Source organism: Sulfidibacter corallicola, assembly GCF_017498545.1.
In the GTDB taxonomy this organism is placed as follows: domain Bacteria; phylum Acidobacteriota; class Holophagae; order Acanthopleuribacterales; family Acanthopleuribacteraceae; genus Sulfidibacter; species Sulfidibacter corallicola.
The window spans coordinates 812,313-833,509 of sequence record NZ_CP071793.1 but is presented as its reverse complement, the minus strand read 5'-3'; the positions used below and the strand labels follow the sequence as shown (position 1 = coordinate 833,509).

Sequence of the window (21,197 nt, the reverse complement as noted above, 5' to 3'; positions counted from 1 at the left end):
TTTTCTTGGAACCGGACAATTTTGTCCCCGGATTACACGAATGGACACGAATCAAAGCATTTCCACGGAATGGTTTCCGCGGTACCGCCGGTCATTAAGAATAATCAGGAAAATGGGACCGGAGGAAGGTGATGAATTCGTGTCGCCCGGTGTGATTCGCGGACAGCTCTATTGCTCACGCCGATCTAGAGAGCGCCGCGATGCTCCAGCGCAAATTGAAGCAGCCGGTTGTGGCCGCGAAACCCCAACTTGCGGCATATGTTGGCGCGGTGGTTTTGAACCGTTCGGTAACTGACGATCAAGGTGTCGGCGATCTCTTTGCTGGTCTTGTTCTCCGCGATCAAGCGCAGGATGTTGCGCTCGGACGGCGTCAAATCGGCGAGCGCCGGCAGGTCGCGACTCAGTGCCTTGCGCCGCCGTTCGCGATCGACGAGGAACCCCGAAACCAGCGGGCTGATGAAATAGCGCCCCTCGGCAACGGCGTGGAGACCAGCCAACAACTCGCGAATCGCACTGTCTTTGAGAATGTAACCCTTGACCCCGAGATCCATCGCCTCTTCCAGGTACTCCTCGTCGCGATACATGGTGAGCACCAGAAATTGAACGGGAATCCGCTCTCGCGTCGCCAGCTTGACGATTTCGAGTCCGGACAGTCCCGGCATGGAAATGTCCAAAACGGCGATGCGTACGGATCCCGTGCGCAGGGTCGCCATCGCCTCGTTTCCGTCACCGCACTCCGCCACGATGCGAAACGCGGGATCCTTCTCGATGACACGCACGATCCCTTGGCGCACAATGGGATGATCATCAGCGACAAGCAGGGGGACGGGGGTCGTCATGGCCTTCTCCTCTCAGAAACTGAACGGTGAAATCGATTTCGCCTTTAGCTTGAATCCAGGTCTTTGAGTGATGAACAACCGTGTGGCGGCAATCGCGTCCAGCGACACGAAGATTTTCTTCCATATCGGGGAAGATCGGCCGCGGGAACCGGATCCGACCGGATTGGCACCACCCGGTACGGGCCTTCGAAGCGCGATCGTTCATTTGGAAATGCGAAACCATCACTTTAAACAACGGGTGGGAGCCCAGAGTCTCCCTGACCAATTTTAAAAATCTGTCCGTCTTCGCTAAAAAAATTTGGCACAAATATGGCTCAAACGAATCATCAGGTCCGAACGACAAGCCCTAAAATTTGGGCGTTTACCATTTACGATCTTGGACCAGCCCAGGAGTGGGACTTCCCCTTTTTCGAAGTCCTCGTTGTATTTTTCATCGATTTCGTGTTTTCTAACGAAAAAGCCCCGGGATTTACCCGGGGCTAACCAACTTAATTTAAAAAAGATAACTCAAAAAGACGCTTACAGAAATTAACCGGTCCGAATCTGCCGGTTTTCACTCCCCATCACTCACCCGATTCACGGTGATGGGGATTTTTTTATGGACCAGGCGATTGTAAGAGACAAGTGCTCCATCGGCACCAAATTCAAAATTCTGAATTAAAAGATTCAAATTTTGGAATCAGCGTCTCGGGTCACTTGGGCAACGGCGAGGCAGGCAGTAGCTCGAGACCTGGTCTCGGCGCCCCTTACCGCTACGATCAGCGCAATTTGAAGCCCATGGAAATCATATGGAAATTGATGCCGGGGTTGGGCGCGTCGATACCACCGTTGGAAAGGTGCTGAAAGATATAGCCCACCTTGTAGGCGTTTTTTCGTCCGAAGTAGGCACCGATTCCGATGTGATCGCCGAATTGGAAATTGGTGGAGAAACTCTTGAAGCCGACGTTCTTTTCGGTCAGGTAGTGTAGGCCGATACCCGCTTCCACGTATGGGGTCGCCCATCCGCCGGCGAACCTGTTGGGGATGAGGGTAAATACGGGAGTCAGTCCTACATCGCGAAGCTTGGCGGTCACGCCGTCAGCGCGGGTTTCGCCGTTGAAGACCGAGTAGTTCGGGGCCAGAGAGGCCAGAATCGTCCACTGCCGGTTGGGAGTGGTGCGCTGAAACCAGTCCCACTGCAGCGCGATTCGGAAATTGTCGGAACCCTCGCCGTTGCCGACGACCAGGTCGAGGTTGTCGATCCCGTAAGGTTCCTTGGGCAAGCCGGGAATCTGGGCCAGGAGCGGAGTCGATCCGCCGGCCACGAACAGGAGCAACGCCAGTACCTTGACCCAGGTTCGGACGAGGTTGGAAATAATGGGAGTCGCGTAGCTGGTCTGGCGATGAAACATATGAACCTTCCTTTCTTGTCGAAGCACCGCCAGTGGGGCCAGGATCGTGACCGATCCGACAGCCTGGCGGCGAGTTCGGAGCCGCAACTCCGAGCGATCGTGGTCGCGCGCTACCTGGGGAGTCACTCTTGTGAAGTGCCTGACCCGACGGCAGGGGCGACAGATGACTCCCGCTCCACCCCATCGAGAAAAAAAGGCCCGGTCTGGGAAGACCGGACCATGGTGGTGGAGGTAGGGAACCTACTGAGAAGTAAGGAGAAAGGGTTGAGAGTAAGACAGCGGAATCGGAGTGGTTGGTGGGGTTGCGGTGGAAGAAGGCGCCCGAAACCCGGCCCGGGGAAGCGCCGGGCTCCGCGCGCGATCGGGTCGGATTAAAGTTGGACCATGCCGCCATCGACCGTCAGGTCGACACCGACGATGAAGCTGGCGCTGGGGGCCGAGAGAAACGCGATCGCGTCAGCCACTTCACCCGGGGTACCCATGCGCTTGAGGGGCACCGCCTCGGTGAAACCGGCCTTGGTTTCCACGGTTTGCTCGGGAGTGAATCCCATGCGGTCGAAAATGGGCGTCTCGATGGGACCGGGGCTGACGACGTTGACCCGAATCCCGCGCGGCAGAAGTTCCGCGGAGAGGGTGCGCGCGAACGATCGAACCGCGGCCTTGGTGGCCGAGTAGACCGAAGTACCGGCAAATCCCTTTTGCCCGGCTACGGAGCTGACAATCACGACGGACCCATTGTCGCGCAGAAGCGGCTCGGCTTTTTTGACGGTGAAGAAGGCACCCTTCACGTTCACGTCGAACAACTGGTCGAAATGAGCCTCGTCGGCGTCGGCCAGGGGCAACAACTTGGCGATGCCCGCATTGACGACCAAATGGTCGATGCCGCCGAAACGGTCGCGGGTCGCTTCAAATAGAACGTCGAGGTCGGCCAACTTGGCGACGTCGCCGCGAACGGCCAGGCAGCGCTCCCCCAACTTGGCGGCAGCGGCATCGAGGGTCTCCTTGTTGCGCCCAAAAATAACGACATTGGCGCCACTGGCGTAGGCCAATTCGGCGAAGGCGAGACCGATACCACTGTTACCGCCGGTAATCACAACGGTTTTATTTTCAAAAGACATAACGAAAACTCCACGGGAATGATGAAGGACCATACCGAGGCGTCTCTGAACGCGACGATGAGGCAAATCTAAACTAGACCGGTCGTCTAGTCAAGCAACAAGGCAAACTTTTTTTCACCTCACCATCGCGAACGACACCTCAGCCTCTGGCCAAGTACAGATCTCGATCTCCACAACCGCGTTTTGTTTCAAACATTTAAACGTTCACCAACAAAACCATGAGGCGAGCGACGACACCGCGAACTTTTTTTCTTTTTTGCCACGAGGCATAAAAAAGGCGGCGTACCCAATCGAGCACGCCGCCTTCCCACTTGCAAAAAGCTAGACTAAATGGTTTATTTCAGCAAATCCACAAAGACAATTTGGAGGTAGAGTTCCAGCGGATCGGCGGATTTCGTCACTTTCATCCGCATCAGGGCCCCCTGCCAGGCGTTCAACAGGAAATCGGCCAGGTCGTCCGCATCACAGGTCAACTTCAGGTCGCCCGCCTGACGGGCGGCAATCAGGCAATGGGCGATACAACTGCGACTGGCCTGCCACTTGCGCTCCAGCTTCTTCTCGAAAGACTCGCTCAAGTCGCCCATTTCCTGGCTCATATTGCCGATGAAGCAACCGCCGCAGAATTCGTTTTCCTTCATTTCCTTCACGGCGTTTTCGAAAAATCGCCGCAGGCGTTCCAGCGGTGGAAAGGCCTCGTCCTTCATGAACCGATCCATGCGGTCGATGGAGGTCTGGGCGTAGTAGTCGACGACCTGGAGCCCGAAGTCTTCCTTGCTCTTGAAGTAATGGTAGAAGGAACCCTTGGGCACGCCGACCGCGGACAGCACCTCTTGAATTCCCGTATTGTTGAAGCCCTTGCGGGTCAAAATCTCCAAGCCCTTTTCGAGCAGCAATCTTTTCGTATCTTGTTTCATACCCAAACCGACCGGTCTAATTTTATCGTCACTATCGATTATATGTCGAGTTTATAAAAATGCACGTACTTTTACTAAAAAAAAGCATCGCCAATGAAACACGAGGCGGGTTCGCGACGTAGCGAACCCGCTTCGTGCATCGCCATTTCGGCCTGGGCCACCACGGGTTTTCAATGGTGATCGCCGTGATCGCCACCGTGGCTATGATGCTCTTCTTCCACCGACAGAAAAAACTCGTACCATTTCTGCGGCGCATAGGTGATGCGGACACCGAAACCGGTGTACTCGACGCTGCGCAGGGGTGGTGGTACCCATTTGGTCCACACCACCACGGCCTGAACCTTGATCAGGCCATATTCGGGAACTTCGATGTCCACCTGGAGCGATTGACCGACCTTCTCCAAGCGGTTGGACATGATGAACAGGCCCATGGCGCCGATATCGCGCGAATAGGCGTGGCGCGGCTTGACCTTTTGGCCCGGCAAACTGTAGTGCATGGGCAGGCGACGGCGGTAACGGGGCAGGCCCCTGCGTTTGCCGCCGGAATTCTGAGGCTCGTGAGCGGGCTCCGGTTCGATGACTTTGACCAGAGCGGGAACCAATTGTTTTTCGATCAACTCGAGGTACTTGTCGAGTACCAACTCCAATTGGGCGTGTTTTTCGAGCTTGGTTCCTAGGGTGCTTTCGATGAGCGATTTTTTGAGGTTTTTACCGTGGGACATGGATTCTTGAACGGATTGCTTCAAATCGGATAACGCTTTTTTAAGCTGGGGTGTCTTGGTGAGCATACGGTTCCTCGAATGGAATCGAAAAAGGGGGGATACTACAAAGTATCGGTAAAGGGCGCACAAAATTCACAGTAAGGGTCACTTTTTTTTGAGGAATTGAGCGCGTTTTGGCTCGTGCCAAGGGCTGAAGCCAAACGAGTCGAGGTATGAGGAGCTCCCAAAATTTTGTGATCTACATCACCACAATTCACCATGGCATTCACCCGAAGAACCGGTCCCAATCGGCGCTGCAACCCGCAAAACGCCGATGGGGAGCCAGACGAACCATCAGCGATAGATGGCGACCACCGGATCGGCGCCGGAACGCCGGTAACCGCGGTACATGCCCTCGGTGTTGAAGGAAAAGGCCACGTTGCCGGAGCGATCGAGCACGATGACGCCTCCGGTTCCGCCGATCGAATCCAGCTTGGTCTTGATGACCTTGTCGGCGGCACGCTGCACATCCATACCGGTCATTTCGACCAGGGCCGAAATGTCGCGGGCCACGGTCGCCCGGATGAAGTACTCACCCTGGCCGGTGGCGGAGACGGCACACCCCTGGTTGGTGGCGTAGGTGCCGGCACCGATCAGCGGAGAATCCCCGATGCGACCGAACTTTTTGTTGGTCAAGCCGCCCGTGGAGGTCCCGGCGGCGAGATTCCCGTGGCGATCCAGGGCCACCACACCCACGGTGCCGTGTTTGGAAGATGCCGGGGCCGGCTGGCTGCGGCGTTCCTTGTCCAACGCCTCCTGCAACTCTTTCCAGCGCCGTTCGGTGCGGAAATATTCGGGATCCACCATCTTCAGTCCCCGATCGCGCGCGAACTGCTCGGCCCCTTCCCCGGAAAGGAGTACGTGGGGCGAGTGATCCAAAACGGCACGGGCCAGAAGTATGGGATTCTTGATTCGGCTCACGCCGGCCACGCACCCGGCACTCAAATCGGCGCCGTTCATGATGGAGGCATCCAATTCATGGGTGCCCTTGTTGGTGAAAACGGCACCCTTGCCCGCATTGAACAGCGGCGAATCTTCCATGAACACGATGGTGGCGACCACCGCGTCGAGGCTGGTGCCGCCTTTTTCCAGCACCTCGTAGCCGATGGCCAGTGACTTGTTCAAATGATCGATGTACGCCTGTTCCTTTTCGGGCGTCATGTTCTTTTTCAGGATGGTCCCCGCGCCGCCGTGAATCGCGATGGCGATCGGTTTTTGACTCGCAAGCCCCTGTGGGGCAAGAAAGAACCACCCCATCATCCACAAAAGGGGTACAGCCCAAGTTTCGATGGTGGGACGAAGCACCACCATGCGGGCCGAAAAGCCTGAAAAATCGGCATTCGGCCACCACTCAAACGAACTCAACACGTCTTTCCTCCCGAGATCGCCTTTGACCTATTCCGGTTCACACCTGATTCGAAGACAAAATCGGCCACTCCAGACCGAATGATTAAATACAACCAATGGATAAAGCATCTGAGGATTCACACTTTACCACGTCGATCCAAGGCTGGAAAGGAAGCTTTCCCCACGCGAGAGCCCCGTCACCACCGGATCCAGCCCGGTTCGGCGGTTTCTGGAAACGGGCGGTGACGCCCAGCGAAAACGCGCCAGGAAGGTAGAAACGCCAAAAGGCCGGGGCTTCCGCACATGGGTTTGCCGGCGCCCATCCAAAACCGGAAAGAGCATCACTGCCCAGGTGATTCTGTTGGTGCGGCAGGGCAACGGAGCTCGATCGCCAAGCTCCATAAAGATTTTTACCACCAGATGATTAGTCAAAATTCGTCACATTGGAGGCGATCCTTCGTTGCAATGAAAACTGGACCGGTTCAGAGAAAATCTTTCAAAATACCGGTGTTTTCGGATGGACACTTGTTAGTATTCGAGCGACATCGTCCGAAATTCGAGTCCCCATCTCATTTCTAGAGGAGCATGGACCAACCATGGATTTGATTTTCTTCCTGATCATCGGCCTGATCGCGGGCTGGCTGGCCGGCAAGGTCATGAAAGGCAACAGTCTCAACCTGCTGGGGAACCTGGTCGTCGGCGTCGTCGGCTCCTATGTGGGCGGCTACGCCTTCGGACTGCTGGGCATTCACGCCGGTGGACCGATCGGTTCCATCATCACCGCGTTCGTCGGCGCCGTCTTGTTCCTGGCCGTGATCAATCTATTGAAAAAATGATATTTCCGCGGTACACCCGACACTCGAAGCCGTACCCGACGGTTCACTTGGGAGCGACCGCATTCGGAGGCAAACATGTCTTGTTCATCCCTTTCTCTTCTTCGCCCAATCGCCAAACGCCTGGGCCATCTGGTTTTGATGGCCGTCCTGTGTTTCCTGCTGGCGTGTGGCGGGAAAATCAGTCGCGAGAACTACGAAAAGATCGAGTCCAACATGACCAAGCAACAAGTGGTCGACATCCTCGGCGAGCCCAGCGAAACCGAGGGCACCAAGGTCGGCCCCTTCGAAACGACACGTTATACCTGGGAAACCAAGGAAGTTCGCATCACCATCCAGTTTCTCAAAGACAAGGTCAAGTTGAAGGACATCAAGAATTTGAACTGAGGCGACAAGGTCCGAAGGCGACACTCGCGGGCCACGATCGAATCGACTCACGACATTTCGGGTAGAGGGGCCGCCGCCGCAGGGCGACCCCCCCTTCCCCCCACCTTTTTGGGGGCCGCCACCTTCGCGCCAGGCGGTCCCAGGTGGCGATCACCGCCGGAATGGGCCTCACGGAACCTCGATGACGCGTTTCATGGAAACCGTCCCGTGTTCGGCGGCAGCGAGGGCGCGGGCTGGGGGCTTCTCGGCCACTCTTCCGCTGGAGAGATTCGGCCTTGGTCGTTCTTTCCGAGCGGGAACATCGCCGGATGCCGAAGTCACACGCGGAGCATCACCGCGACCACCGTCCAGGATCGCCGGGCCGAGATCAAGTCAAGAGCTGGTCTGAACGTGCGATAGGTACATTAAACACACGCGTCACCGTGTGTGCGCGGACCAAGGCAGGTTGGTCGTCTTCCACCGTGCGGGCACTCCCCGCGCGGAGGTGGCTCGTCGACCCATCGTCATCGCAAAGGGCAGAACCGAAGTACCGATCAGCTCTCCGGATCCCCCGATCGGACGATCTCACACCACGACGGGAAAAACCAGTCGATCGGCTTGTAACCCAGCTACTGGCAGGCCCGTTACTTTCCCCCTATAATCATGGAGCTTCGCAGAAGGCTGCCGCCCACCGACCCCGTCGCCAAAGGCCTCACCCATGAACAGACCCCCGCAAGAACCCGGCGCGACCACCGCCACCAAGCAGAGACCGGCGGAAGTCACCCGTACCATTCTCCACTACCTGGGTATCGATATCCGACCGGGGGAAGGTCGCCTGGCCACCTTGATTCTCGTGTATTCGGGTCTGCTGTTCGCGTGTTTCTATACAGGCAAGGTCATCCGCCAATCGATTTTCGTGGACGAGCTGGGTTCGTCGCGCCTGCCGTTCGCCTATCTGCTGGTCGCCCTGGTTTCCTACCCGGTGCTGCGACTGTACGGAAAGTTGGTGGACCACATCCCGCGCCGCCCCCTCGCCGCCCTGACCAACGGCTTCCTCGCCTTCGGCTCGCTCATATTCTGGTGGTGGTTCGGCAAAAACGACGCCTGGATCCCACTGGCGTTCTACGTCTGGATCGGCGTGGCCTTCGGCATTGCGGTCAGCCAGTTCTGGTCCTACGCCAACCACATCTTCGACGCCCGCCGGGCCAAGCGGCTGTTCGCCCTGATCGCCGCCGGCGGTGCCCTGGGCGGGTTGTTGGGGAGCCAGCTCGCGCGCCTGGTCGCCCTTCATTCCGAAACGCGGAACACGCTGTTGCTGGCGGCGATCCTGCTGCTCTCGTTGGCGTTCCTGATCCAATTGATCGACCGCGAAGCGGACCATCCCGAGGCGGACAAGCACCTTGCCCGCCCTTCCAAACGCAATCAGGCACGGGGCGGCCTGCGGGTGGTTTTCTCCGATCGCTACCTGCGCCTAGTGGGCCTGACCACCTTCATTTCCCTGATCGCGGCCCAGGTGGTCGACCTACAGTTCAATTGGGTCGTGGAACAAAATACCAGCGACCTCAGCGAGCGCACTTCGGTTTTCGGCCATCTCTTCAGTTTGATCAGTATCGGCGCCTTCGTCTTTCAAATCTTCGTCACCTCGCGGATCCACCGCTACCTGGGTGTCGGTGTCGGCATGCGCATCCTGCCCTTTACCATTCTGGGTGGTACCGTGGCCCTGCTGCTGGCGGGTGCGGCCTTCCCCGGCGCGCTGCTGGCGGTCGTGTTTTGCCTGAAAATCGGCGAGGGCGGCTTTCGACACTCCATCGAGCAGGTGACTCGCGAATTGCTTTTCCTGCCCGTCCAGCCCAAGATTCGCCCCAAAGCCAAGGCCTATATCGATGTCTTCGTGACCCGATTCGGGCGGGGGGCCGCGGCACTGGTCCTGATGACCGTCACCTTTCAGTGGATCACTCCGATCCAGGCCGGCTGGTTTTCGCTGGTGTTGGCCCTGATCTGGCTAGCTGCCACGCTGTTCACCTACCGCCATTACATTTCCTGTTATCGTGAATCGCTGCAGACGGGCACCATGGCCACCAACGCCGACATCGATCTCAACGACATCACCACCATGGAGCTGCTGGTCCAATCGCTCGGCAGCCCCGATCCACACCGCGTCCTCAACAGCATCGACCTGCTGGTTCGCCATGGACGCGGCCGGTTGATCCCGCCTCTGTTGCTCTATCACGACGACGCGGAAGTACGGCTCCGCACCCTCGAAGTCCTGGCCGAAGAACAACGCGAGGACGCGGTTCCCCTGATCCACCGGTGCCTGGGCGACAGTTCTCCGGACGTGAGAGCCACCGCGGTGCGCACCCTTTCCCTGCTCCAGGGTGAAAACGCCTGCGAGCTGATGTTGCCGCAAATCCGCAACCCCGATCCACGCGTGCGTGCGGCCGCGATCGCCTGCCTCGCCAGTCACGGAAACGACGACATGAGCCGCATGGCCGGATTGAGCCTGGCGGAAATGGTTCAGGACGCCGAATCGGGAATCCGCACCGAAGCCGCCAAGTGCCTGTGCGAGATCCCCGATCCGCTGTTCCAGATGATGCTCGTGCAAATGCTCTACGACAAGGATCAGGGCGTGGTGCGCCAAGCGGTCAAGGCGGTTCAGGCGCGTGTCCAACGGGGTGGCAACAATCCGATCTACGTGCCGACCGTGGTTTCGCTGATGCGTGAACGCCGGCTCAAGCACCAGTGCCGCGAAGCGCTCGTCGCCTGTGGCGAAGACGTGATTCCCGCGCTGGTGCATTTCATGAACGACCCAGACGAACACTCCTGGGTGCGGCGCGCGATTCCCAAGACCATCGCCCAAATCGGCGGGATCGCCTCGGCCACCGCCCTCGTCGACAACCTCAAGACGGGTGACAGCTTTCTCCGTCACAAAGTCATCGAGGCGCTGGGCCGGCTGTGTGGTCGACAGGTCAACATGAATTTCGCCCAGAGCCGCATCCGGGACGCCATTCGCAACGAGGCCACGCGTTACCTACAATACCTGGCCGACCTGCACGTGCTTGGCATCGAGCACATGGGGCACCTGGAAGGGGCGCTGATTCGCTGGACCAGCAAGCGCACGGCGCCCACCCTGTTGCACCAGCTCATGGCCGAGAGACTCGGATCCCAGTTGTCGAACCTCTTGGGCCTGGTCGGGCTGCTCTATCCGAAACAGGACATTCGCGCCGCCGAGCGCAACCTCACCAGCCGCAAACTCTCGCGCCGCAGCAATGCACAGGAATACCTGGACAACGCGCTCAGCGGCGAGGTCCACCGCTTCGTATTGGCCGTGATCGACGATGCGCCCTTGGCGCAGAAGCTCAAAAGGGCCCAACGTCTGCTGGGTGTGCGCGGCGAAGGCCAGATCGAAACGCTGCGCCGGCTGATGCACGAGCACGACCCCAAGGATCCGGACCGCAGCTCCATCGCTGCCGCGGCGCTGTACCGGGTTTTCACCGAGTCGATCGTTTCGCTCTACGGCGAGGTCGAACAAATCGCGACCTCGGCGATCGATCCGTTCGTCAAGGAAACGGCGGAATGGGTCCTGGAACGCATGAGGATCTCGGATCCCCCCAAACTGACACCGCCGCTTTCCTGAAACCGTTTCGTCCACAGGGCCCGAACGCCCTCGATTCCCCGAGCATTGGAGCACCGCATGAATACGATGGCCCAAATCGAAATCATCCTCTTCCTACGCGAAGTCAAATTGTTCCAATACTGTAGCGCCAGCGAAATCCTGGGTATCGCCGGCATCGCCCACGAACGGGTGTTTCCGGCCGATCAAACCATCTACCTTCCCGGCGATCCCACCGAATTCCTGTTCTGTGTGGTCGAAGGTCACATCCAATTGGAGCAGCCGGACGAGCACGGTAACAGCGAGTCCAAGGTTCTGGGACCTCACGAAGCATTCGGTCACCGAGAAATCCTGAGCGGACGGCTCCGTCGAGGTACGGCCATCGCCCAAACCGAGACGCGGGTGCTCACCATCGATTCGGAAGATTTCTTCGATCTCATGGCGAACAATATAGAGATCGTCAAAGCCCTGTTTCGAAAGATGTTATCACCTACATAGACATAGGACACAGGTCCCTATCGGGTCAGAAAATGGTTTTGCGTAAGGGCCCGGGAAACCTTTCTTTCAAAATTTCGTAGCGAAATCGGTTGACCCACGACCACAATTAGTCGTTAAATTTTTGTTAGGCCCGAGTTTCAGTTCAGTGTCGGGGACCTGTGGTGTGATTCGAATCTGAAATTCGAGTCGAAAGGTGCATAGAGAACGTGGGACACACCGGCTTCCGGTGAACGTGAGCACTTTTTTCAAATTTTTTATTTTTTGCTCAGCTCTTCAGCCTTGATACCAACGGAGCCCAGCAGCACTGACGTCGACATTCGATGCAATGCCTCTCGGCGTCACTCCAAGTCAAGGTTGCTCGTTTCTATGACCAAAAAGCTGCTCCGCTCCTCTTTCCTCCTATACCTATTCCTCATACCCGGTCTCCTCTGGGCGTTCGAAACCCTTCAAACGGATGGGAACCGCCGCGTGGTGACCATCGGCGACATCCACGGGGATTACGATGCGCTGGTCTCGATTCTGACGACGACGGGTCTCATCAACGAAGCCATGGACTGGACGGGTGGCGACACCATCCTCGTTCAAACCGGCGACTTGCTGGACCGCGGCGCGCGCGTGCGCGAAGTATTGGAACTGATGATGTCGCTCGAAAAGCAGGCGCCGAAGATGGGCGGGCGCGTGATCGTCTTGCTGGGCAATCACGAGACGATGAACCTGACCTATTTTTTCCGCGATGTCTCTTCAGCGAGTTACGCCCAGTTCACGACGGCGGAGTCCGAAGACAAGCGGGAACGGGCGTACAAGGCATACGTAAAATTACGGCGTCGCCGCGACGCCATGATGGCCATCAAGGGTCCGCGCTTCAACAAGGAGTTCAAGGAAGCGTGGATGGAGCACCACCCCTTGGGTTACTTGGAGTACCTGGAGGCCATCGGCCCGGAGGGTGTCTACGGGCGCTGGTTGCGTCAATGCCCGGCCATTATTCAGATTGACGGCAAGGTCTTCCTTCACGCCGGGTTGAATCCCGATATATACGGTTCCGGCTGGAGTGTGGCGGAGATCAACGCCAAGGTCAAGGAAGCCCTTGCCCGCTTCGACGGGTACCGCAAGGCGATGATCGACGAGAAGCTGATACCTGCCAGCTACGACCTGGGCGCCATTCTGCGCGCAGCCAAGCTGCACCTGCAACGCCCAAAACGCGACATGCGCGGACAGCCCATGCGACTGACCGCGGGCGACCGGGCCTTCAACGAAAAAATGGAAACCTTCCTGAAGGTGCGCACCGGCGTCCTGCTCGATTCGAAGGAACTGTTGTGGTTTCGCGGCCTTGCCGAGTGGCGTGAGGACACCCACTATCAATCGGTGACCAACTTGTTGGCGGCGGGCGGCGCCCAGCACTTCATCGCGGGGCACACGCCGCACCCGATGGGTATTTCCCGTCGCTTCGGTGGACGCGTGTTTTTGATCGATACGGGCATGCTGCACCACTATTACGGAGGCCGACCCTCCGCTTTGGAGATCCGCGGCGACACGTTCACCGCCATCTACCCCAACGAAACCATCGTGTTGTCGAAGGGGAAACCGGATCAGCCGCCGATGGCGATCGTGGGCGATGCGCCCGTTCAAGGGACCGCGCCGAAGGTCCCCACGACCTATCAGGGAAAAGAAGACCACCAGCACCAGAACCACAACGAATCGGACGACGGCGAATGAGCCGAAGCGCCGCGAGTACAGGCGTCTTGTGGCCGAAAATACCCTAGATCTCGCAACCCGGCACGGATCGGCGCATGCCGGCAGGACGCATGCCGGGACACCCACAAACGAGTATTGGGCATCCAAAGAGGTTCCGATGGCAGGTAACGAAAAAGATCCAACCGGTCCGATCCGCCAAAAAGCGAGCGACTATCCCGGTGTGGTCGAGGGAACCTCGTGCACGCAAAGTTCATTTAAGGTCGGCAAGAAGGCGTTTCTGTACATCGGCATGCAGGGCGGGCGCTACAAGGCCATGTTCAAGCTGCAGGATTCGATCCCTGAAGCCGCGGAATTGGCCGAAACGGATCCGACCAGCTACGAGGTCGGAAAATTCGGTTGGGTCACGGCCAGGTTCAGCGCGGATGATCCCATGCCAAAGACACTTTGGGAAAAGTGGCTCGACGAGAGTTACGCACAAAGCGCCGTCACCAAAACGGGAAAGAAAGCGACCAAAAAGTAGCCATTTTTCGGACGCGAGCAGTGCGGGGGGGGATTTCAACCGATCGCGAGCGACATGGGACCCGGCGCGGCCGACTCGAATCCCGACTTCCCCCGACAAGTCTCCGATCGTGCGTCCCATTGGGCTGCAACCGTTGACCCGAAAATTGTGGGTGTCCCAATCATGCCAATCATGTGGTGGGTATCCCCCAATCATGCGTCCTCGAGGATTGTGGGTGTCCCCAACCATCCCCAATCATCCGAGGATTGCCAATCATCGGGCCTCTGATTTGTGGGTGTCCCAACCAGGATCGTGGGTGTCCCAATCATCCTCCCCCAATCATGCGTCCTCGAGGATTGTGGGTGTCCCCAATCATCGGGCCTCTGATTTGTGGGTGTCCCAACCAGGATCGTGGGCGTCCCGATTTGTGGGTGTCCCAACCAGGATCGTGGGTGTCCCAATCATCTGTGGGTGTCCCAATCATCTCAGGATCGTGGGTGTCCCAATCATCGCATGTTTTTCAGGGCAGTTCCGCGCATCCACCATTGCCCCGCCAACCCCGTACCCATTGCGGCATGCCGGGGCTGGCGCACAACGTCCGACCGTGCGGGCCCTGAGCGGAACGCCGATCAACCGTACTTCGATTTGCTTCGCGAGGGCAGGTTCAGCGTCGTGAACGCCGAAATCGGTTCCGTCAGGGATCGAATTTGAGCACGGTGGCGCCATCCTGCCAACGGGGTTCGCGCCGCGAACGCTCCATTTTGCGCGCCCGAGCCAGGGCACGGGGAATCACTTCGCGGTAGATGGGATTGGCGATGTCCAACCGCGGCCGATCGACCACCAATCCCAGGTTGAGTACGTAATCCAGGTCTTCGGGAGGGAGGGTATCCCAGCGCGTATCTCCCGCCAGAATGCGCTCGACGATCTTGCGCACGCGGGCATCGATCAGGCGATCCGAGAATTGCTGAAAATGAGGGTCGCGGCTGTTGATCAGGTAGTCCTGGGCCGCCACGATGGCCTCGGCCGTGACGACCGGAAGGCGGCCGCGCGATCCGCCGGCGCGCTGACGCACGGCGATTTCGGCCATTTTGTTGACCAGCCAGGGCTGGCCACCGGTCCACACCGTCATCAACTCGATCGCTTGCGGCTGAAAGCGCTGACCGGCCTCTTTGGTGTGCTGCATCAGCAGGCGAGCCACCTCGTTCTTCTGGAAGTTCTCCAGCCGCAACGAGGTCTCCAGCACGTTGAACGGGCACAAATCCTCGCCGGGCCGCTCGCCGAACTGGCCTGGCCGAATATGGGTCACATCGCGCACCCCACACAGCAGGACCGAATGGGGGAAGCGCTCTCCGCGCCATTCGTAACCCGTGCGCAATTGACTCAACACGGAGTAGAGCGTTTCGTCCTTGAGTGCATCGGTTTCATCCAGAAGCAGCACCAGTGGACGTCCCAGGCGGGAAGTCCACGACATCAACAGGGACTGCAACGCGGTTTGCGGGGTCTCGCGTTCGTGTACGCTGTGAAAAATGGAATCGGGGTAATCGTCGTTGAGCTGGAACTTGGCCTCGCGGGCCAGGGTGGCCAAGATCGCAAGGATGTCCCGTTCCAAATTGGCTTGGCCGGCGACGGCGTTCCCGAGATTCAACTGGAGACAGGCAAATTCGCCGATGTCGTGCAGAAAATCCCGCAAGGCTCTCAGGAAGGACGTCTTACCGGATTGGCGGGGGGCGTGTAGCGCAAAGTATTTACCGCGACGGATCAGGCCCATGACCTGGTCGAGATCCATGCGCTCTAGAGGGGGTATATGGTAGTGAAAATCTGGGTTGATGGGACCCGTGGTGTTGAAATACTTTTTATTCATAAGGAGGAACCCTTCCCGCATGTGATGCCGTGGGCCGAATGCACGAATTTTACCACCTGTTCATACTTCACGAGTAGCGCGGATCCCACTTTTGCACAGAGATCGTTGCCCAGACTCGCTTTACAGGAGATGAAACCCGACATCCAACCCCTCAAAATGGTGATGATTTCTACAGGTACCAGGACCCGGTCTGTGAAAAATGGGGTGAGTACGGCTACAGGAATTCCCTGGATCGGGCGCGATTGTTCGCCCAATCCTCATAGTGTTCGGTCGAAGTGTTCGGAAAACAAACACCCCGAGGTTCGTCGGACGCTCACCCACCCTCACCGAGCCACCGGTGCTTCCGCCGTTGTCGGCGGAAAGGCCCCGCACCGAGCGGGTTGAACAGCCCTGCGTCGGCGGTGTCCGATCGCAAAAGCTAACATCCACAAAACCAGCGATTAGAATTGACGGATTACTCTATCAAGTGCCGTGCCGACTAGCCCGTCACTTTCTGCCGAGGCGCGATTGTTCACGCAATTCGAACCTCGATGCACCGCGATCCCCCCTCCTCTTCCCATGCAACGGCGGCAAGACAATGGGCCCCGGCGATTCGCGCATTGAAGCTCCTATCGTTTTTTTCACTTTTCTCGTATCTGAACGGGCCCCTGTAGGCACTTAGAGAGTGAACTGCAACCGTAAGACTATATTCTTCACCATTTTGATCGACTCTCATAACGCTTGGACGACCACCAAGCGGGGGCCTCAGGGCCCCACCCCTTCATTGATTTTTTGATTTCCCAATTTTTCGGCTTGTGCATGATTTGTTCGGCTGACATGGCCGGCTTTGAAATAAGAGGAGAGAACACGAACGAGAAACCAACACCCTTCGTCGGGAGGCCCGCCGCGGACCTTCCCGTCGCCGCATTCGTCGATCGTCATTCGACCCACCCGCTCGCTGCATACCAAGCACGGTTTCGGCCTCACGCTTCCCCAGATGCATCTGAGCCCACCTCATCCCTTCACCAACCGAGGTCGAATCCCGGTCAAACCTAGACTATAGATTTTCCACCACGTATCGGGAGCACCACCTCAGCTTTCGATACGCATCCCCTACACCTCAGCCAGGAGCGCAGGCTCGCACTTCTCATCTCTTCGTCGCCAACTGCACCAGGCGGCGAACGCGTTTCTGCCGTCTCCACCTGCTTTTTTTACCCGGTACCGTGTGTGTGGACCCCAACCCCGAAAGAACCACCCACCTCGCGGCACCGGGTCATTTTTTTTGGCGCAACCCGATCCCGTGGCCGCCACCTCAGCGCCGAAAGAACCGGGCGTGACCCTGACCCGTGATGAACACGGCGTAGTCATTCAGATACCGCACCCTGTAGAGGCTCTCCGGGAACGCCTCCCGCCGCACCATGGCGTGCCTTTTCAAATCCAAGACCAGTAGTTCGGGACAGCCGCCCGACTCGGCGCAGACGCCCAGCCAGGCCATGCCCTCCCCATCGATCCCCATTCCGCGACTGGCGAAATAGGCGGGAATGGAACCGCGACCGATGCGCGTCACGTGGGCCTCGTAAAGGGTCGTTTGCCACAAATTGGTCAATCTCCCCTGGAGATCGACCTCCACCAGAACCGGCATGAAATAGAAGTTGAGCGCCAACCCCTCTGCAGTCGCGGTAGCCACGAACATCTCCCACCCGTTTTTACTTGCACCGTCGCTGGGTGTCGGCAAGGTGAAGTCTTCGAGGTGGAACTCGCGCAGGATTTGACCGCCAGGAGCGAGGACCACGAACGGTTCGTGACGAAACGAAGGCGCCGCCACGATGTGGCCACCCACCTCGACCAGCGACCGAGGGCGATTGTTCAGCTTGATGTGCCGCACGAATCGGTTGCCGGCGAATACCGAGATCCTGCCGGTCTCCAGTTCGCAGACCCACAACTCGTCGTCGACTACCAGGGCTTCATGGGGCTTTCGCAACTCGCCGGGACCATCCCCGGTGCCGGCGAATTTGGCCGACAAGGAACCATCCGGCGTGTAGTGCCGCAAAAAAGCGTCGTCACGAGCCAAGGTCCAAATGGAACCGTCGGCAGCCATTGCCACGTCCTTGACGCGATAAAACTCCGAATCGCGCTCTCCCCCCAACTCGAATGTCGGCGAATGGGGAAAGGTCGCAAAAAAACAGGGCACCAGGGTCCACACCACGAAAAGCATATCCACCATACCTCTCACAAGGGAATGTTTCAGTAAACATAGAGATAAAGATACTAGGCAACCGAACCTGACTCTCGACGACTTAATCAAATCGTTATCATCTCGTTCAGCTCACCAGCATTGTGATTTATTCATTTGTTTCGTATAAGTTTTTTATTCAGCGTAATGTGCCGCTCGCAGCCGGAGCGGCACGATTGAATCAAGAATAATTATTGCTCGAACACATCGAGGCACTCGTTGTACATCTGAAAGCAGATATCGTCCGGCATATCCGCTTCCCAACAGAAGCGAATGACCATGATGCACTCACGAGGCGTGGCCATCACTTGCAGGCTGGAAGCCAATAAAACGAGACCGAGTAGTACTTTCTTCATATGACACATCCTTTCTTCATTGCGAAGATCACGTATTGGGATCGATTTGGATCGGATACGACACACCTCCATCCACATTGATGCTGTTCGGAGGACATGTTCACATCCAGAGCGGCCTCGCTAAATGACCACGCACCATAGGCTTCGGCATGATCGACATCGGAGGCCGGGAACGAAATGCCGGGGTCGCCCCGCTCTGCCCAAAAGCGAGACACGCGCACGACATCCATCGCGAAAAGCCAGATCGTTGTTGGATACGCGCTACATTAAAGCGAGCGCACGTCTTCGATTGAGCTCACCAATCGATTGACGAAGTAGCTGACTTTCCTGCCCCAAAGTAAAGCAGAAAACAATGACAAAACAAAGTGTTTTTTCACACAAAAACAAACACATAATATACTGATATTTTATTCGAGAATATAATACCAAAACAAATCAACCAATCTACGATGCGTAGATAATTGTTCATTTCGATCAGGTATAACCAAACGCCCGCCAGAGTAGGTAATCGGTATCGCGACCTGGGTGGTTTTTTACCAAGAAGGTCACAAAGGAAGTGGAGGCAGAGAATAAAAATATTAAACCAAGTTACTCGAAGTTAATTATTTATGATGGTCCGCACCATCCAAGACCGGAACCGGTGCAGCCACTCCAGTGCCCAACCAAAAACGAAAGGACGTAGCGCACGAACCCTTTCGACTGACCGGGCACTCGTTTGCGTAAAAAAAGACTTACACCTAAACAGCGCCGCACCCATGGAGAAACTCCTCCCGGCTTCTCACCCTAAAAATGACGTCGATTTGCTACACTTCACGGGTCAGTTTTCCGCCAATTGACATAGGACCGCAGCGATGGTGACCGGTACGCCTCGAACGAAGGCCGGAACCCACGCGAGCGCATCGGGCGCGCAAACCGCGTCATTTTGGAACCAAAGAGGAATTGAATGTCTACAGAAGAACGTAACTGGGCCATGTTCTGCCACCTGGCCTCCTTCGCCGCGTTCATCGGCGTCCCCTTCGGGCATATTCTCGGGCCCCTGATCGTGTGGCTGATCAAAAAAGACAGCTCGCCCTTCGTCGACGAGCAGGGCCGTGAATCCCTGAATTTTCAGATCTCCCTGACGCTGTACAGCATTGTCGGCAGTGTGCTGGCTCTGGTCATCGGTATCGTGACCCTGGGAATCGGGGTCTTTCTGATCATTCCCATCGTCGCCGTCGTCACCCTGGTACTGCTGGTCATGACGATCGTGGCCGCCCTCGAAGTGCAGAAGGGCGTGCACTATCGCTACCCGTTCACCCTACGATTTCTCTAGTCGACCGGCCCCGGTATTCAGCGCCCACCCGCCGCGATGGACCCCAACTCGCGGCCGGGCAGGTGGGTCACCAACCCCAAATGGAAGCGCAGACCGATCAAGGCGGCCACGCTGAGGAACACGAACACGATGAGGGCGAGCGCCCACACCAGCGAGGCCGACGGCAGGAACACCAACAACGCGGGGACGAGCAGCGCCAACCGGGCGAGCTCGGCTCCGAACACCCAGCGGCGTCCCTCGAACATGGCGCCGAACAGCACCAATTCGAGGGTGGCAAAACCACAGGCCACCAGGACCGTCATGACGGGAAGCGCCTCGGCGAGAAACAGCAATAAGGCGCAGGCCACCAACGTCACCGTGAACTGGACGGTCACGTAGGCGCCCAACAGCTTGGCATAGGGTATGTCCCAGGACTTGGTGTTCGCATCCACCGGAGGCGGTGGCTGAAAGCCGCCCAATGTCTGCGGACGCCAGCCGGGAGGTTTGAGGAATACCAGAACCTTGTCCCAGGGGCGACGACAGCGCCGGGCGAGCGCGGCGAGCTCCACCCAGTAGTGCGCATTGGCCCAAATCGGATTCCAACTGGCCAGTGGCGTGGTGATGCCATAGACCACCGGTTCACACTCCTCCTGGAAGGTACCGAACCACTTGTCCCAAAAAATGAAGGTGCCGCCGTGATTGCGGTCGATATAGATGGGATTGCGGCCGTGATGAACGCGGTGATGGGAAGGGGTCATCAGAATCTGTTCCAGAAATCCCATGCGTCCGACGGTGCGGGTATGAATCCAGAACTGGTAGAGCGTCCCGAACGACGCGACCGCCAGGAACACGTGGGGCGGAACGCCCAGAAAGGCGATCCACAGATAGAAGGGCACCCCGAAAAGATCTTGAAAGGTGCTTTGGCGTAGCGCCACCGTGAGGTTGTACTCTTCGCTCTGGTGATGCACGACGTGATTGGCCCATAGGAAATTCACTTCGTGGCACAAGCGGTGGTACCAGTAATAGGAAAAATCCACCGCGATGTAGGCACCCACCCAGACCCACATCGAATCCGCCGGCAGGGCCCACAGACGCCATTCTTCGAACACCCAGAGGTAGGCGCCCACCAACAAGCCCTTCATGAAGATCTCGGCCAACTGCATCAAAATGCCGCAACCCAGATCGCTGATGGAGTCGTTCAGCCGATAGAAGCGCCGCCCCTGCAATCGAGCTACGAGAAGTTCCACACCGATGAGGAGGAAAAAGAAAGGGATGGCGAGGGCGATGTAGTTGGTTTCGCTTTCCATGGGGGCACACTCCTGCAGGATAAGGGGCGGCTCCGACGACATCGCGGGAAGGAAATAGATACGCGATTCGATGGAACCGAGAAGCGTTGGTCGTGGCTCGTTCCATTGGGCCGATGGAACCGCAACGCACATGGGGAGGGCTTTCTCATTTTTAACGGATTCCTCACAAAATTGCAAAGAGCACTTGAAAAAGTTTCTTTCCGCCTATTTTTCGCCATGACGGTTGGAGCGGAGCCGGATTTGGACTATGGTTGCCTTCACGGTCGATGGGGGCTCGCGAGACCGGAAGCCAATACGAGCAC

At 57.6% G+C, this 21,197-nt stretch carries 18 protein-coding genes; 7 read left to right on the top strand and 11 right to left on the bottom strand.

Annotation, left to right across the window (positions count from 1 at the left end; genetic code table 11):
• Positions 1-185 precede the first annotated feature (185 nt).
• From J3U87_RS02395 to J3U87_RS02370, 6 genes are all read right to left on the bottom strand, one after another.
• Entirely contained in the window at positions 186-839 is a 654-nt protein-coding gene (locus J3U87_RS02395) for a response regulator transcription factor (RefSeq protein WP_237381427.1), read from the bottom strand.
• Positions 840-1,597: 758 nt separating this feature from the next.
• Complete coding sequence (locus tag J3U87_RS02390; RefSeq protein ID WP_237381426.1) at positions 1,598-2,230, bottom strand: acyloxyacyl hydrolase; 633 nt, start codon at positions 2,228-2,230, stop codon at positions 1,598-1,600.
• Positions 2,231-2,601: 371 nt separating this feature from the next.
• Complete coding sequence (locus J3U87_RS02385; protein WP_237381425.1) at positions 2,602-3,348, bottom strand: glucose 1-dehydrogenase; 747 nt, start codon at positions 3,346-3,348, stop codon at positions 2,602-2,604.
• A 335-nt stretch (positions 3,349-3,683) separates the two neighbouring features.
• Entirely contained in the window at positions 3,684-4,262 is a 579-nt protein-coding gene (locus tag J3U87_RS02380; RefSeq protein ID WP_237381424.1) for a TetR/AcrR family transcriptional regulator, read from the bottom strand.
• Between the two features lie 170 nt (positions 4,263-4,432).
• A complete protein-coding gene (locus J3U87_RS02375; RefSeq protein ID WP_237381423.1) occupies positions 4,433-5,050 on the bottom strand; it encodes a hypothetical protein in 618 nt (205 codons plus the stop codon).
• A 267-nt stretch (positions 5,051-5,317) separates the two neighbouring features.
• Positions 5,318-6,391: an isoaspartyl peptidase/L-asparaginase family protein gene (locus tag J3U87_RS02370; protein WP_237381422.1), complete on the bottom strand. Its 1,074-nt coding sequence runs from the start codon at positions 6,389-6,391 to the stop codon at positions 5,318-5,320.
• Positions 6,392-6,966: 575 nt separating this feature from the next.
• Here J3U87_RS02370 and J3U87_RS02365 point away from each other — a divergent pair.
• The 6 genes from J3U87_RS02365 to J3U87_RS02340 all read left to right on the top strand — a co-directional run bounded on the left by J3U87_RS02365 (position 6,967) and on the right by J3U87_RS02340 (position 13,889).
• Positions 6,967-7,206, top strand: a complete 240-nt coding sequence (locus J3U87_RS02365; protein WP_237381421.1) for a GlsB/YeaQ/YmgE family stress response membrane protein — start codon at positions 6,967-6,969, stop codon at positions 7,204-7,206.
• A 75-nt stretch (positions 7,207-7,281) separates the two neighbouring features.
• On the top strand, positions 7,282-7,590 hold the full coding sequence (locus tag J3U87_RS02360) for a DUF3862 domain-containing protein (RefSeq protein WP_237381420.1): 309 nt from the start codon (positions 7,282-7,284) through the stop codon (positions 7,588-7,590).
• A 697-nt stretch (positions 7,591-8,287) separates the two neighbouring features.
• Positions 8,288-11,203 carry an MFS transporter gene (locus tag J3U87_RS02355; RefSeq protein WP_237381419.1) on the top strand — a complete coding sequence of 972 codons (2,916 nt, stop codon included), beginning with the start codon at positions 8,288-8,290 and terminating at the stop codon, positions 11,201-11,203.
• Between the two features lie 57 nt (positions 11,204-11,260).
• Positions 11,261-11,677, top strand: coding sequence for a cyclic nucleotide-binding domain-containing protein (locus J3U87_RS02350; protein WP_237381418.1), 417 nt, complete (start codon positions 11,261-11,263; stop codon positions 11,675-11,677).
• A 366-nt stretch (positions 11,678-12,043) separates the two neighbouring features.
• Positions 12,044-13,390, top strand: coding sequence for a metallophosphoesterase (locus J3U87_RS02345; RefSeq protein WP_237381417.1), 1,347 nt, complete (start codon positions 12,044-12,046; stop codon positions 13,388-13,390).
• Positions 13,391-13,418: 28 nt separating this feature from the next.
• Positions 13,419-13,889, top strand: a complete 471-nt coding sequence (locus tag J3U87_RS02340) for an MmcQ/YjbR family DNA-binding protein (protein WP_237381416.1) — start codon at positions 13,419-13,421, stop codon at positions 13,887-13,889.
• Positions 13,890-14,562: 673 nt separating this feature from the next.
• Here the strand turns inward: J3U87_RS02340 and J3U87_RS02335 are convergent.
• From J3U87_RS02335 to J3U87_RS02320, 4 genes are all read right to left on the bottom strand, one after another.
• Complete coding sequence (locus J3U87_RS02335) at positions 14,563-15,729, bottom strand: AAA-like domain-containing protein (RefSeq protein ID WP_237381415.1); 1,167 nt, start codon at positions 15,727-15,729, stop codon at positions 14,563-14,565.
• Positions 15,730-16,473: 744 nt separating this feature from the next.
• Positions 16,474-16,650 carry a hypothetical protein gene (locus tag J3U87_RS02330; RefSeq protein WP_237381414.1) on the bottom strand — a complete coding sequence of 59 codons (177 nt, stop codon included), beginning with the start codon at positions 16,648-16,650 and terminating at the stop codon, positions 16,474-16,476.
• Between the two features lie 370 nt (positions 16,651-17,020).
• Positions 17,021-17,932 (bottom strand): NHL repeat-containing protein, encoded by a 912-nt coding sequence (locus J3U87_RS02325; RefSeq protein WP_237381413.1) that lies wholly within the window; start codon positions 17,930-17,932, stop codon positions 17,021-17,023.
• 200 nt (positions 17,933-18,132) lie between these two features.
• Positions 18,133-18,297 carry a hypothetical protein gene (locus J3U87_RS02320; RefSeq protein ID WP_237381412.1) on the bottom strand — a complete coding sequence of 55 codons (165 nt, stop codon included), beginning with the start codon at positions 18,295-18,297 and terminating at the stop codon, positions 18,133-18,135.
• A gap of 943 nt (positions 18,298-19,240) precedes the next feature.
• Here J3U87_RS02320 and J3U87_RS02315 point away from each other — a divergent pair.
• Positions 19,241-19,609: a DUF4870 domain-containing protein gene (locus tag J3U87_RS02315; protein WP_237381411.1), complete on the top strand. Its 369-nt coding sequence runs from the start codon at positions 19,241-19,243 to the stop codon at positions 19,607-19,609.
• A gap of 17 nt (positions 19,610-19,626) precedes the next feature.
• Here the strand turns inward: J3U87_RS02315 and J3U87_RS02310 are convergent, their stop codons facing one another.
• The gene (locus J3U87_RS02310; RefSeq protein ID WP_237381410.1) at positions 19,627-20,895 is read right to left on the bottom strand and encodes a sterol desaturase family protein; all 1,269 of its coding nucleotides are present in this window, start codon (positions 20,893-20,895) and stop codon (positions 19,627-19,629) included.
• Positions 20,896-21,197: the final 302 nt, after the last annotated feature.

Excerpts from the sequence above, each read along its gene's own strand:
- J3U87_RS02310 (WP_237381410.1), bottom strand. The coding sequence starts at position 20,895 with ATGGAAAGCGAAACCAACTACATCGCCCTCGCCATCCCTTTCTTTTTC.
- J3U87_RS02315 (WP_237381411.1), top strand. The coding sequence starts at position 19,241 with ATGTCTACAGAAGAACGTAACTGGGCCATGTTCTGCCACCTGGCCTCC.
- J3U87_RS02375 (WP_237381423.1), bottom strand. The coding sequence starts at position 5,050 with ATGCTCACCAAGACACCCCAGCTTAAAAAAGCGTTATCCGATTTGAAG.
- J3U87_RS02335 (WP_237381415.1), bottom strand. The coding sequence starts at position 15,729 with ATGAATAAAAAGTATTTCAACACCACGGGTCCCATCAACCCAGATTTT.
- J3U87_RS02345 (WP_237381417.1), top strand. The coding sequence starts at position 12,044 with ATGACCAAAAAGCTGCTCCGCTCCTCTTTCCTCCTATACCTATTCCTC.
- J3U87_RS02360 (WP_237381420.1), top strand. The coding sequence starts at position 7,282 with ATGTCTTGTTCATCCCTTTCTCTTCTTCGCCCAATCGCCAAACGCCTG.
- J3U87_RS02390 (WP_237381426.1), bottom strand. The coding sequence starts at position 2,230 with ATGTTTCATCGCCAGACCAGCTACGCGACTCCCATTATTTCCAACCTC.
- J3U87_RS02365 (WP_237381421.1), top strand. The coding sequence starts at position 6,967 with ATGGATTTGATTTTCTTCCTGATCATCGGCCTGATCGCGGGCTGGCTG.
- J3U87_RS02395 (WP_237381427.1), bottom strand. The coding sequence starts at position 839 with ATGACGACCCCCGTCCCCCTGCTTGTCGCTGATGATCATCCCATTGTG.
- J3U87_RS02330 (WP_237381414.1), bottom strand. The coding sequence starts at position 16,650 with ATGACGATCGACGAATGCGGCGACGGGAAGGTCCGCGGCGGGCCTCCC.
- J3U87_RS02355 (WP_237381419.1), top strand. The coding sequence starts at position 8,288 with ATGAACAGACCCCCGCAAGAACCCGGCGCGACCACCGCCACCAAGCAG.
- J3U87_RS02350 (WP_237381418.1), top strand. The coding sequence starts at position 11,261 with ATGAATACGATGGCCCAAATCGAAATCATCCTCTTCCTACGCGAAGTC.
- J3U87_RS02385 (WP_237381425.1), bottom strand. The coding sequence starts at position 3,348 with ATGTCTTTTGAAAATAAAACCGTTGTGATTACCGGCGGTAACAGTGGT.
- J3U87_RS02380 (WP_237381424.1), bottom strand. The coding sequence starts at position 4,262 with ATGAAACAAGATACGAAAAGATTGCTGCTCGAAAAGGGCTTGGAGATT.
- J3U87_RS02320 (WP_237381412.1), bottom strand. The coding sequence starts at position 18,297 with ATGAAGAAAGTACTACTCGGTCTCGTTTTATTGGCTTCCAGCCTGCAA.
- J3U87_RS02325 (WP_237381413.1), bottom strand. The coding sequence starts at position 17,932 with ATGGTGGATATGCTTTTCGTGGTGTGGACCCTGGTGCCCTGTTTTTTT.